The following is a 13,262-nucleotide window of genomic DNA, read 5'->3' as shown; positions in this document are numbered from 1 at the left end:
TTATGAGCAAAAAAATAACGGTCACACAGCCCGCACTTCCACCTTTGGAAGAGTTTATCCCCTATCTGCAAAAGATTTGGGATAATAAGTGGTTGACTAATAACGGTCCTTTCCACGAACAGTTTGAAAAAGAACTTGCCGACTACCTCGGCGTAAAATATATTTCGGTCTTTTCAAACGGGACTCTGGCTCTGATAACTGCTCTGCAGGCTTTACGCATCACAGGTGAGGTGATTACAACACCTTTCAGTTTTGTGGCTACAACCCATTCTCTTTGGTGGAATAATATCAAGCCGGTATTTGTCGATATTGAAGACAAGCATTACAATATAGACCCTGAGAAAATAGAAGCTGCCATAACCCCTCAGACTACGGCCATTATGCCCGTACATGTATACGGCAACCCTTGCAACGTGGAAGAGATACAGCGCATAGCCGATATATACGGACTGCGGGTAATATATGATGCAGCCCATGCTTTTGCCGTGAAAAAAGACGGACAATCAGTAATGAACTGGGGTGATTTGTCGATACTCAGTTTCCATGCAACAAAGGTATACAATACAATCGAAGGCGGGGCAATTGTCTGTCAGGATGAAAAGACAAAACAACGCATCGACCTGCTTAAGAATTTCGGCTTCCGCAATGAAACGACCGTTATCGAGCCGGGTATCAATGCAAAGATGAATGAATTGCAGGCTGCTTACGGCTCGCTTCAACTGAAATATGTAGACAGCTATATAGCTAAGCGCCTTGAAATAGCCAAATTATATGACAGTTTATTAAAAGATATACCAGGATTTACGGTTATCGATAAAATGGAGAATGTTACACATACTTATCCATACTATCCGGTGCGTATCAATACGCAGGAATATGGTATGACCCGTGACGAACTCTATTTCAAACTGCAGGAATACAACATTTTCGGCCGCCGCTATTTCTATCCGCTTATAAGTGATTTCCCGACATATAAGGGATTGCCGTCGGCGAGTGCCAGCAACCTGCCGGTGGCTACGCAGGTAGCAAAAGAAATCGTTTGCCTACCTATGTATGCAAACCTCGAATTTGAAGACGTGGAAAGAGTTTGTGACCTGATTAAAAATAAGCCTTGGGAGAAATGAAACTGGGGATAATGCAGCCTTATTTTCTGCCGTATATCGGGTATTTTCAATTGCTGAATGCAGTTGACAAGTATGTAATATACGACAATATACAATATACGAAAAAGGGCTGGATTAACCGAAATCGGATTTTACAAAATGGTAAAGACTTAATGATAAGCATTCCATTGGAAAAGGATTCTGATTATCTGGATGTGAAAGACCGTTTCGTTTCGGCGGGTTTTGATAAAAAGAAGCTACTGAACCAAATACGGGAAGCATACCGCAAAACGCCATATTATAATGAGGTTATGCCTATAATAGGGGATATAATTAATTACGAAGAGAATAATCTTTTTTTATACATCTACAATTCAGTACAGAAAGTATGCGGATACCTCGGTATCGATACTGAAATTATAATATCATCTACTATAGATATCGAACATTCGCTAAAAGGACAGGAAAAAGTTTTAGCTTTATGCAAGGAACTAAAAGCCAGCGATTACTATAATGCAATTGGAGGACAAGAATTATACTCACCGGAAGATTTCAGGAGAGAAAATATAAATCTGCATTTTCTTTCGACAAATCCGATTGAATATAAGCAGTTTTCAAACGAGTTTGTTCCGTGGCTTTCCATTCTGGATGTGATGATGTTCAATACTTTGGATGAAATAAAGAAGATGTTAGATAATTATAAACTAATAAGCCCCCTGACCCCCAAGGGGGAAATATCCTCCCCTTCGGGGAGGCAAGGAGGGGCCAATATATGAAAGAAATAGGCGGATACTTCGAACTCCAGTTACGCAAGGGGGAGCATTACCACAAAGGTGCTGTGCAGTTGAATACGGCGCGTAACTGCCTTGAATATATATTGAGGGCAAAGAAGTACAAAAAGATATATATCCCATACCTCAACTCGGAAGTGATATGGGAACCTATGAAGAAGCTGGGTATTGAATATGAATTCTATTCCGTAGATTTCAGGATCAACCCTATATTCGATAAAGAACTGGTGTCCGACGAAGTTTTTCTGTATTCCGATATATATGGCATAAAGTTCAATACGGTAGGAAATCTTGTAAAACGCTTTGGCAAGCAATTGATTGTAGACAATACACATGCTTTTTACTCGGAACCATTTGACGGTATAGATACAATATATTCTCCTCGTAAGTTCTTCGGCTTACCCGACGGGGCATATCTCTATACGGATATATTGCTGGACGATGACTTCGAGCAGGATATGTCTATCCCTCATATGACACATCTGATGAAGCGGATAGAATATGGAAGTGCCAGCGCCGCATATCAGGATTATCTCGATTATTGTGCCAGTCTGGTAGGTCAGCCGATAAAAAGAATGTCTAATCTGGCAAGTGCCTTATTGGCAAATATCGATTATGAAAATCTGAAGCAGCGGCAGATAAATAATTTTAGATACCTGCATTCTGTTTTAGGAAAAGATAATATCTATCAATTCGATAACTTTCCGGAAGATACCTGTCCGCTCAGCTATATGCTCTATTCGGAAGATGCAAATCTGAGGAAAAGGCTTATAGACAATAAGATTTATGTATCGACTTACTGGAAAGAAACGCTGAATCTGGTTGAAAAAGATTCGGCAGAATACAGGATTGTAAATTACCTGTTACCTTTGCCTTGCGACCATAGATATGATGAGGAAGATATGAAGAGGATTATAGATGTGATTCGTTCTTAAGGATTACATTATAAGAGCCCAAAAGAGTATAAGCAATACAATCAAGGCGCAGGCAAATATAGCAGAAACTAAAGCCGTAAATTGCAGATTTTTAGATCTTGTATTTTTATCTCTCTTTTTCATACTCTAAATATAATAAAAATATAGAAGAAAACCTATGGATAAGTATGCTTAATTGAAGGATGAACGATAGAAAAGATATAATGGTGTCCGTTTCCATGATTACATACAATCATGAGAAATTCATTGCCGAAGCAATCGAAAGTGTAGTGATGCAGAAAACTACCTTCCCTTTCGAACTGGTCATCGGCGAGGATTGCAGTACCGATAATACACGGGCCATATGTATCGAATATCAGAAGAAGTATCCAGAAATTATTAAGTTGAGATTGCCCGAAACCAATCAGGGTATGATGCTCAACTGGATTAATAATATAAACTACGGGCAGGGGAAATACACCGCCCTCTGCGACGGCGACGACTTCTGGACAGACCCTTGCAAGTTGCAGAAGCAGGTCGATTTCATGGAAGCCAATCCCGATTTTGCCATGTGTTCCCATAAAGTACATACACTGATGTGTGGTGTATTGGATGAAAACATAGAAATGGAACGGGATATACTTACCACGGAAGACCTTATCAGCAAAGACTGGGGATTACTCACGGCCTCAATCTTTTTCCGTAAGGATGCCCATAATACACCCGACTGGTATTTTACGGTGAAGAATGGCGATTATGCGCTGCAACTTATTGTATCGTTGTCAGGTAAAATAAAATTCCTGCCTGAATATATGGCAGTTTACAGGCAGCATCTGGGTGGAATGTCGTCTACATTGAAGCCGCTGAACCAAACCGCATGGATGGTATACTTATTGCATGAGTTTGATAAGTATACAAGCCATAAGTATAGAAAGACAATTATCGGACGGATAAAAAGGATGTACCGCATACAGATCTATTATGCCAAGGGCTATAGCTTGCGTAAAGCAGCGGCCATACTCGCTTTGTACCGTAAACTGGTATTTATCAGTCCGTTCTTAATAGAATCGAGAAGAAAGTAATTGAGAGTGGAATATTTAATTCTCAATTGACTTGTAACTCGTAACTTGTAACTCGTAACTAAAAAATGAAACTGTCTATTATTACCATAAACCTCAATGATGAAGCAGGGCTGCAAAAGACAATCGACAGCGTTGTTTCTCAAACATTTACCGATTATGAATTTATCATCATCGACGGCAAGTCTACCGACGGAAGCGTAGACCTTGTCCGCAAATATGAGGATAAGATATCCTATTGGGTAAGTGAAAAAGACAGCGGCATATACAATGCCCAGAATAAGGGCATTAAACAGGCTAAAGGCGAATATCTCTTCTTCCTCAATTCAGGCGATGCCCTATATGAGAAAGATACATTGGAGAAAGTCTTTGCCGGTGACCCGCACGACCCGTTTATCTGTGGCAGTTTCTATATGGAAAAAGGCGGTGAACTTGAAGCAGATACTTCATATAAATATAGGGATTGGCATCTGGCTATCTATGAATTGTTCTCGGGATTCCTTTGCCACCAGGCATTTTTCATTCACCGCAGTAACTTCGACAAATTCGGATTATACGATGAATCATTTAGAGTTATTGCCGACTGGAAGCTATTCTTTCAGGGAATAGCGATAGAACAACTACCTGTGAAATATGTAGATACTTTCATTGTCATTTATAACATGGAAGGTTTCAGCACTCAAATAGGCGGCAGTGTTATCTACCCCGAAAAGCTAAGGGTATGCCGCGAATTACTCAACGAAAGCGCCGTAAAGAAACTGGAACGGCTTTACTTCCTCGAGCAGAATGGCTTCGTTACCGATATTATGAAGTCCAAAAAGTGGATTTACAATGGATTCCGTGCATTCTGTAAAATTGGCCGTTTCTTTGGCTTTGTAAAAGGTTAGATTATTACCCTCAATTCTTCGTTAGGTACATTTGCCGAGCGTATCCGCCATTCCTGTGTATACAGATTATTGGCGCGATTCCCTATATTCTTTACAAAGCCCAACGGAATATCTTTATATGTCAGAAGAATATATCCTTTAGGCTGGTCAGATAATACAAGCGCTTCTTTCCGAAGATAAGTAATAGCAGTTTTCCAGTCTACATCATAAGTCGGAAAAGCACCTGTATTTAGATGATTACTCAATACGAGTGACTGATTAGGGATAAAATCTTTCCCTTTAAACTCTCCGAGGCAAATCCCTTCCGATATGATATTGAGATGTGATTTCAATAGAAATAAATCATGATATAGCTTTGTTGGAAATGCAAACCATGAATCTCCTTTCGGATAAAAAGTAAACTGTTCCTTGTCAGACATATAACTTTTATAAGATGCTGGTAAATCTGCCTTGCTGTATTTCTCCTTATTATTCCTGTTCTTTTTTGAAATTTTTGCATCATCCTCTTCCTCTTTCTTCCTCAACACTGCCATAAAGAACCCCTCGCCTATTGTCTTATGAGGGAAAAAGCGATACGCAGGCATATCTTCCATAAATGAGGGGCTTATCCCCCACTCTTCCTTCGTATCAACAGGCAGAACTTCCGCGCCCAACTCATCACGAATCCACTGCACATTCTCTTCATTCTCTTCCAGATTGTAGGTACAGGTACTGTATATTAATATTCCGTCAGGCTTCAAGGCAGGCCATATATCAGCCAGAATCCGCTGCTGCCGTTCCTTACATAGTTTTACATTCTCTACCGACCATTCCGATATGGCACCCTCATCCTTGCGGAACATACCTTCTCCCGAACATGGTGCATCGACTAGAATAATATCAAAAAATCCTTTCAACTTACCAATATTTGCAGGATCGTTATTTGTTACAACCACATTCGGATTCCCCCATTTAGTCATATTCTCCGCTAAGATATTTGCCCGTGAACGGATGACCTCATTAGAAACAAGTAGGCTGTCTTCACTCAATAAATCAGCTATTAAAGTAGACTTACCACCGGGAGCCGCACATAAATCAAGTACTTTTACATCCCCTTTTATATATTGTTTTATAGCCTGCCCGACAAACATAGAGGATGCTTCCTGCACATAATAATATCCTGCATGAAACAATGGGTCGAACGTAAATTGTGGCCTTTTCTCCATATAATAGGCACTATCACTCCACAGAACGTTGTCTGTAGGTGCTATCCGATTGGTATTGTTCTTCCTTTTATTCAGACGGATACTTACCGGAGCATCACTATCTAATGCTGCAAGGAAGTTTTCCCATTCATCTTTCAGAAGAGGCTGTGTACGCATTATAAAATCGGCAGGTAAATTCATTTAATATTATTTTGAATACAAAATTAAGACAAAATACACATCATCAGCTAACAATATTGAACGTTTTCGTTAAACAATGAGCAGAAGCAAAATAAATTTTGATTATGCCATTGCGAGAAAACGACTAATGTAATTGAATGAATAAGTAAAACAATGCACTGTCAGTAATATTTTTCATATTTTTGTTATTGATTTCAACTCAATATATATAATGATAAAGAAAACGCTGATTGATGAAAAGAACATATTCATTGTTCTGGCTATATATGCTTTCGTGCTGCTTTTCTTCTGTTCATTGATGTCGCCTCTCTATCCGTTTAATGACTGGTCGGATATAAATCTGTACTTCAATATCGGTAAAGCTATATTCCACGGACAAACGCTATATACTGAAGTGTTCGACCATAAAGGCCTGCTAATCTTCGTTATTTACGGATTAGGTTCTCTTATTTCATCCGATTCATTTATTGGGATGTACTTTATCGAATCCCTCGCTTGGGTCTTTATGATATTCGGGGCATACCTTATTGCACGCTTATACCTCGATAAGGCTTATGCATTCATTGTGGCACTTTTCTTTCCGGTACTTATGCTTTCCCATTCATCGGAAGGCGGTTCGGCAGAAGAGTTTATTGTATTATTCGAAGTCGTCAGCTTATACTTATTTATCCGTTATTTTAAGGATAAACACACTTCGGTTCATAAGCCGTCCTGGATGCTTGTACACGGTATGATGTGTACTATTGTGCTCTTAATAAAGATAAACCTTGTCGTATTCTGGTTCTTTCCGCTACTGGCCGTCCTCATTAATCTACTGGTAAAAAAGGAATATAAGAACCTGTTTCATAATATCCTTACATTTATTGCCGGAGTAATGATAGTTATATTGCCCGTCATTCTCTATTTCTGGCTCAACAATGCCCTCTCATATGCATGGGATACTTATATAGTACTGAATAAGACGTATGCACGTCTGGGCGATTTCAGTCGCATCATGGAAAACCTGATTGTCCGTTTCTATCAACGCCTGAAATACGACAACTACGAATTCCTTATCATCCTTATCGGTGCTATCTATTTTCCTGTAAGATATATAGGAAACATATGGGGAAAAATAGGACTGATACTATCCTTTGCAGCTTTGTATATCGTAATATTTATGCCTGCCAACTATGTATTCTACTATTCCATTCCTTACTATATCTTTTGCATAACGGGAATTATAGCTATCCTCGATATTGTCAGCCGATATCAGAAATTACAGTCGCGTTGGTATGTATTTCTTCCTCTTTTTCTAGTCGCTCTTAGTTGTGGAATTGCCACAAAAGGCTTTTTCGGAAAATCCAAAGAGGTAATTTTCAGGGAAAAGGCAAAAGATGATACCGTATTATACAAGTTTTATAATGTAATAGCTAAAGAAAAGAACCCTACTCTGATGATACTTGGACTGGATGCCACAACAGGCATTTTCACCAAAGCCAATATTATGCCGACTGTCAAATACTTTATCTCCCCTAACCTGCCGTATGATATCTATCCCGATATGCGCGACGAGCAAACCCGGTATATCAGGGAGAAGAAAGTACAGTTCGTCATTTTATCCGGTGGCTCATTCAGCTACGATTATTATATGGAACTGCCCGTATTGCAGGAAAATTACGACTTGGTGAGCACATTCGAAGAGAATGGCAGATCAACTTACTTTTTATATAAACGAAAAGACTGACAAACAATATGCAACCATCCCTTTACCTTATTCCGGTAACATTAGGCGAAACAAGCCTCGAAAGTGTATTGCCCTCATACAATAAGGATATTATTCTGCAAATTAAGCACTTCATCGTTGAAAATATCCGTTCTGCACGTCGTTTCTTAAAGAAAGTAGACAGTAACATTAATATTGATGAACTGACATTCTATGAGCTTAATAAGCATACAAAGCCGGAGCAAATAGAAAGCTACCTTCAACCAATGTTAAATGGGCTTCACGTCGGCATCATCTCCGAAGCCGGATGCCCTGCGGTTGCTGATCCGGGAAGCGATATCGTAGCTATTGCCCAAAGAAAGAACTATAAGGTGGTTCCGCTGGTTGGCCCGTCATCTATACTTTTATCCCTTATGGCATCGGGCTTCAACGGACAAAGCTTTGCTTTTCAGGGTTATCTGCCTGTGGACGGACAGGAACGTGTGAAAAAGATCAAACAACTGGAACACTTTATTCACCATGATAACCAGACGCAGATATTTATTGAAACTCCTTACCGTAACCAAAAGCTGGCGGAGGATATTATAAAGCATTGTACTCCTTCTACTAAGCTATGCATTGCCATGAACCTTACCTTAAAGGATGAGTATATCAAAACATTGTCTGTAAAGCAATGGGCAAAGCAATTACCTGATATGGCAAAACAGCTTTGTATATTCTTACTCTATAAATAAATTTACATTTATTAAGAATATATTGTTAAAAGGTAACAAAAGTAACGGATTTTTCAGCTATTCGTTCGTATCACCGATTTCTTTATCCAATAATTGAATTATAGAATCAATCAATCCTCCAACCTGAGTAAAAAAGAGAAATTGGTCAGATGATATCTGCGCAGTTTTTGTATAGATATAGACTGCCTCTTTTTTCTCCATAGCAGTATCAAAATATTTAACCGGATCAATTTCATAAACTTTTGCTTTTTCCTTATCATCATTATAAGTGCCCCTATAATTATCCTGAATCCTTGTGAGCCAGAAATAGCAACTACTTAAGTTGAGTAGCAAATCTTTATTCGGCATTTTTTGTATCACTTCCGAATTTTGAAAAATCTCCCACGCCGTAGTAGTCAGTTCGTGCTGTGGAAATCTTGTGGCAACAAAATAATAGTAATTTAATGTATCTTGCGGAATTGATTCCCATTTATCTTTCGATTCAAGGATCTTACCATATACACGTGAGTCTTCTTGCATGAGTTTTCGTATATCTTCGACCCACACTTTATTTCGGTGCAATTCGCTACTTAATAATGTAAGCATCTCCTTTGTTTTCTTCTTTTCTTCATAGTTTTGCCATAATGTATTTCCACCGAAAGTAATCAGAATACCCAGAATAACACCCAAAAAATTAGGAAAGAATCCGTCCCATGACATCTTACAAAATACTTCTTTTATTTTTTTCATAATATCAGTCTAAATTGAAACAAAGTCTAAATATATTCTTTTTATTTCTTATCGGTCATAAAAATAAAAATTCATTTATATATAGATAAATATATAGTCCCATTATACTAAAGAAAGCAAATCGCATATTTTATTAAACTTTTTATCACCAAAACTTGCCAATTAAAATATTTTGACATATTTTTGTCACCATAAATAATAAAAAGAAACTCCAATACCATTTTTCTAATCAAAAAGAAATAATAAAGAAATCTTTAACATCTTTAAATATTTTTGATTATGAAAATTTCAGATTTAAGTAAAAAAGTTTGTTCGTTTATCATTTTATTCATTTCATTTCCTGTCATTTATACGAATGCCCAGTCGACCCTCGAAGTCGATTTAGGCGCAGACCTCGTCAGTTCATATGTATGGCGTGGTGTTAAACAGGCAGGAGCCAGTGTACAGCCGTCATTAAGCGCCAGTATAAACGGCTTTTCGCTAAGTGCATGGGGTTCGACAGACTTTACCGGAAACGATGGTAAAAAAGAAGTCGATTTTACCGCAGCATTCGAAAACAGCGGGTTCAAAATTGCAGTCACCGATTACTGGTGGGACGGCGAAGGTGCTCATCGTTACTTCAGCTATCCGCAAGACGGAAATAGCGGGCATATGCTGGAGGGCACAATCGGTTATACATTCCCCGACTCATTTCCGCTAAGCATTACATGGAATACTTTCTTCCTCGGAAAAGGTAATAAAAAAGCAGACGGCGACAACAGCTACTCTACTTACATCGAATTGGCCTATCCCTTCTCAGTAAAAGGCGTGGACATGGGGATAGCAACGGGATTCAGTCCGTGGGAAAATGCTACGCTGGGTATAGGTAAAGGTTTTAAGGTTACCTCTGTCATGCTCAATGCATCGAAAAGTATAAAAATAACAGACTCTTTTTCACTTCCCATTTTTGCTAATATAATAGCCAATCCGGCTGTTGAAGATATACATTTCGTATTCGGAATATCAATCCGTCAATAATCAGCAGAGAGTAACAGCCTTCTAAGCTGTGGGTCATAATTACTAAACAAATACTCTATAATTCTAAAAATTTTCAGTATGAAAAAAATCGAAGCGATTATCCGCAAATCAAAGTTCAATGAAGTTCGTTGCGCCCTGCACGAAGCAGACATAGATTTCTTGTCGTGGTGGGATGTTAAAGGTCAGGGCAGTGCCCGCCAAGGGTTAATATTCAGAGGCATAGCATACGATGTAAATGCTATCGACCGCATCTTTATTTCTTTCGTAGTGAGGAATATGAATGTTGAAAAATCAATTGATGCCATTTTAAAATCGGCATATACAGGAGAAAGCGGCGATGGAAGAATCTTTGTTTCCAGCATCGAACAATCCATACGTATACGGACAGGCGACCACGGAGACGAATCGCTGTACGACAAAGAAGACGAAAAATAAAGAGTTTGATTATAAGATTAAATTAGGTAAAAATAAAAGATATGAAACGAAGATTTACAACATATATTATTCCTTTATTATGCATGTTACTTTTTCTTCCCGTTGCCGCCTTCGGGCAAGAATCAGCAGCCGTCGAGCAAACTGCTACCCTCGATTCAGGAAATACGGCATGGATGATTGTCGCCACCATACTGGTGATGCTAATGACAGTACCGGGGCTGGCACTTTTCTATGGCGGACTGGTCAGGCAGAAAAACGTGTTGAGTATAATAATGCAATGCCTCTTCATCACAGGTGTTATCAGTATATTATGGATAGCTTTCGGATACAGTTGGGTATTCGGTACAAGTTTTATGGAGTCTGATAACACCTTGGGGGCAATTATCGGTGGATTCGATAAAGTATTTCTATGTAGTTTATCGCTCGACAAACTCACAACCGGAAATATACCGGAAATACTATTCGCCGTATTCCAGTGCATGTTTGCAGTAATTACGCCTGCTCTTATTATCGGCGCCTTTGCCGAGAGGATTAAATTTTCAGGTTACGTAGTGTTCATCATACTTTGGTCGATTATTGTTTACAACCCGATGGCTCATTGGGTATGGGGTGGCGGATGGCTTCAGGAAATGGGAGCAATCGACTTTGCCGGTGGTACTGTGGTGCATATCAATGCCGGTGTTTCGGCGCTTGTAATGGCAATTATGCTCGGACGACGCAAAGGATACAGGACAATAGGTCATCCGTTCACACCTCACAATATACCTTTTGTATTTATCGGCACAGCTTTGTTATGGTTAGGATGGTTCGGCTTCAATGCAGGAAGCGGATTGGCAGCCGACGGACTGGCGGCAAATGCTTTCCTCGTCACACACCTTGCTACCTGTGTTGCTGCCGTAGTATGGATGTCGATAGAATGGATCATGTATAAGAAACCGACAATAGTAGGCTTCTGTACGGGGGCGGTAGCCGGACTTGTTGCTATTACACCTGCTGCAGGAACAGCCGATGTGCTCGGAGCATTTGCGATAGGAGGAATCTCTGCACTAGTCTGCTTCTTCATGGTCGCTTATGTAAAATGTAAATTGAAATACGATGATTCGCTGGATGCATTCGGCGTTCATGGTGTAGGAGGAATAGTAGGCTCGCTACTTACAGGCGTATTTGCAACGCAGGCCGTTACAGGAACCGATGGTGTACAGGGAGCACTATATGGCGACTGGAACCAACTGTGGATACAAACCATAGCAACGGTGGCTGCTATAATTTACAGTGCGGTACTTACCTTTATCCTGTTCTATATTGTTAACAAGACAATCGGGCTCAGGGTATCGAAGGAAGATGAATCTGTCGGGCTCGATATCTCACAGCACGGAGAGTTTGCCTATAGTGAAAACGAGTAATAAGCAGATAATATTAAAATAAAAACGGGGTATAAGCAATGATCTTATTCCCCATTTTCTTTTATCTAAACAAAAATCATTTCTCAAATTTTTTCATATCTTCCTGTAAGTCCTCATCCCATTTGTCAGTAGGTAATGCAGTATACAATTCGATAAGGTTGCCTTCAGTATCTCTAAGGTGTACGGTACGCATACCCCAACCTGTCATATCTGTAGGCTTGTTTACAAACTCCACTCCTTTCGCCGAAAGTTCCTCATACTTTTTATCTACATCGTCCACTTCGAGTACTATGGCGATCTTTTCCCTGCTATTTGCGGGAAGATCCTGCTCTTTATTACCGACAGCCTCAGCCATAATATCAGACGGGAAAATTGCAATGCCTTCGCCACTACCCACGTCGAAACTGGCATATACTCCTCCTATTTCACCCCATATTACCTTAAGTCCCAGCTTTTCGGAATAAAACCTGAAAGATTCGTCGAAGTCTTTTACTAATAATCTGATACCGTTCAATTTCATAAATAGTATATTTAGTTGTTAATTACTATTACAAAAATATGCAATATAAGATTATTACTTGTGTAAAAAAACGACATTTATAATCATTTCAATCCTATAACGACTCGTGTCAAATGGTCTTCTTCGGGAGTTTCAGGCCCGTTATAGTAATACTCGTAGCATGTGCCACTACTTTTATATCCGTTTTCTTTTATCCAGTTATCCATTTCTGCATACAGTGGAATCATATCTTCATATCTGCCCCGGTACATGCAGAAAATAACATTGCTCTCCGGTTCAGTCATAAACTTTATCTCGTCTTTTTCCGGCAATGGTTTGGATATAGGAAAGCCTATAATAGCTTCAATATTGCTTTCATCCATATTTTCATAGTCCGGAAAAGAGACAAAAGGAAGATCAGTCAATAATTCTCCTTGTTCTTTCAGGTACGTTCCGATTTTCATGAAACTGCTTCCGATGAGAGGGCCAAGTCCGGCAACATCTGTTTTTTCTCTTATATACAAAACCGGTCTTTCCCTTTGTTTCAGCATTTCGATATTGGTTACTCTAGGCATAATAAA

General features: G+C 39.3%; 14 protein-coding genes. 10 read left to right on the top strand and 4 right to left on the bottom strand.

Annotated features, from left to right (window positions below; genetic code table 11):
* The first annotated feature begins 2 nt into the window (after window positions 1–2).
* The 5 genes from K348_RS0114490 to K348_RS0114470 all read left to right on the top strand — a co-directional run bounded on the left by K348_RS0114490 (window position 3) and on the right by K348_RS0114470 (window position 4,774).
* Window positions 3–1,124: a DegT/DnrJ/EryC1/StrS aminotransferase family protein gene (locus tag K348_RS0114490; protein ID WP_029905964.1), complete on the top strand. Its 1,122-nt coding sequence runs from the start codon at window positions 3–5 to the stop codon at window positions 1,122–1,124.
* Entirely contained in the window at window positions 1,121–1,879 is a 759-nt protein-coding gene (locus K348_RS0114485; protein ID WP_029905962.1) for a WbqC family protein, read from the top strand. Before K348_RS0114490 ends, K348_RS0114485 begins: the two co-directional genes overlap by 4 nt.
* Window positions 1,876–2,829 (top strand): hypothetical protein, encoded by a 954-nt coding sequence (locus K348_RS0114480; protein ID WP_029905959.1) that lies wholly within the window; start codon window positions 1,876–1,878, stop codon window positions 2,827–2,829. Before K348_RS0114485 ends, K348_RS0114480 begins: the two co-directional genes overlap by 4 nt.
* A gap of 182 nt (window positions 2,830–3,011) precedes the next feature.
* Window positions 3,012–3,890: a glycosyltransferase gene (locus tag K348_RS0114475; RefSeq protein WP_231496793.1), complete on the top strand. Its 879-nt coding sequence runs from the start codon at window positions 3,012–3,014 to the stop codon at window positions 3,888–3,890.
* A gap of 65 nt (window positions 3,891–3,955) precedes the next feature.
* Window positions 3,956–4,774: a glycosyltransferase family 2 protein gene (locus K348_RS0114470; protein WP_029905955.1), complete on the top strand. Its 819-nt coding sequence runs from the start codon at window positions 3,956–3,958 to the stop codon at window positions 4,772–4,774.
* On the opposite strand, the gene K348_RS0114465 is transcribed toward K348_RS0114470, so the two are convergent.
* Window positions 4,771–6,159 carry an rRNA cytosine-C5-methyltransferase gene (locus K348_RS0114465; RefSeq protein ID WP_029905953.1) on the bottom strand — a complete coding sequence of 463 codons (1,389 nt, stop codon included), beginning with the start codon at window positions 6,157–6,159 and terminating at the stop codon, window positions 4,771–4,773. The genes K348_RS0114470 and K348_RS0114465 overlap by 4 nt on opposite strands.
* A gap of 211 nt (window positions 6,160–6,370) precedes the next feature.
* Here K348_RS0114465 and K348_RS0114460 point away from each other — a divergent pair, with 211 nt between their 5' ends.
* Both K348_RS0114460 and K348_RS0114455 read left to right on the top strand, forming a co-directional pair.
* Window positions 6,371–7,885 (top strand): glycosyltransferase family 39 protein, encoded by a 1,515-nt coding sequence (locus K348_RS0114460; protein WP_029905951.1) that lies wholly within the window; start codon window positions 6,371–6,373, stop codon window positions 7,883–7,885.
* An 8-nt stretch (window positions 7,886–7,893) separates the two neighbouring features.
* Window positions 7,894–8,598 (top strand): SAM-dependent methyltransferase, encoded by a 705-nt coding sequence (locus K348_RS0114455; RefSeq protein ID WP_029905950.1) that lies wholly within the window; start codon window positions 7,894–7,896, stop codon window positions 8,596–8,598.
* A 57-nt stretch (window positions 8,599–8,655) separates the two neighbouring features.
* On the opposite strand, the gene K348_RS0114450 is transcribed toward K348_RS0114455, so the two are convergent.
* Complete coding sequence (locus K348_RS0114450; RefSeq protein ID WP_029905947.1) at window positions 8,656–9,327, bottom strand: hypothetical protein; 672 nt, start codon at window positions 9,325–9,327, stop codon at window positions 8,656–8,658.
* Window positions 9,328–9,606: 279 nt separating this feature from the next.
* On the opposite strand from K348_RS0114450, the gene K348_RS0114445 reads away from it, so the two are divergent.
* The 3 genes from K348_RS0114445 to K348_RS0114435 all read left to right on the top strand — a co-directional run bounded on the left by K348_RS0114445 (window position 9,607) and on the right by K348_RS0114435 (window position 12,182).
* Window positions 9,607–10,344 carry a TorF family putative porin gene (locus tag K348_RS0114445; protein WP_029905946.1) on the top strand — a complete coding sequence of 246 codons (738 nt, stop codon included), beginning with the start codon at window positions 9,607–9,609 and terminating at the stop codon, window positions 10,342–10,344.
* 78 nt (window positions 10,345–10,422) lie between these two features.
* Window positions 10,423–10,779, top strand: a complete 357-nt coding sequence (locus K348_RS0114440; protein WP_029905944.1) for a P-II family nitrogen regulator — start codon at window positions 10,423–10,425, stop codon at window positions 10,777–10,779.
* 41 nt (window positions 10,780–10,820) lie between these two features.
* Window positions 10,821–12,182: an ammonium transporter gene (locus K348_RS0114435; RefSeq protein ID WP_029905941.1), complete on the top strand. Its 1,362-nt coding sequence runs from the start codon at window positions 10,821–10,823 to the stop codon at window positions 12,180–12,182.
* Between the two features lie 76 nt (window positions 12,183–12,258).
* Here K348_RS0114435 and K348_RS0114430 read toward each other — a convergent pair whose 3' ends face one another.
* Both K348_RS0114430 and K348_RS0114425 read right to left on the bottom strand, forming a co-directional pair.
* On the bottom strand, window positions 12,259–12,702 hold the full coding sequence (locus K348_RS0114430) for a VOC family protein (protein WP_029905940.1): 444 nt from the start codon (window positions 12,700–12,702) through the stop codon (window positions 12,259–12,261).
* Window positions 12,703–12,785: 83 nt separating this feature from the next.
* Window positions 12,786–13,256 (bottom strand): GyrI-like domain-containing protein, encoded by a 471-nt coding sequence (locus tag K348_RS0114425; RefSeq protein ID WP_029905938.1) that lies wholly within the window; start codon window positions 13,254–13,256, stop codon window positions 12,786–12,788.
* Window positions 13,257–13,262 lie beyond the last annotated feature (6 nt).

Origin of the sequence: Prevotella sp. 10(H) (genome assembly GCF_000711235.1) — a bacterium.
Taxonomy (GTDB): Bacteria; Bacteroidota; Bacteroidia; order Bacteroidales; family Dysgonomonadaceae; genus Dysgonomonas.
This window is presented reverse-complemented; position numbering and strand designations above follow the sequence as displayed.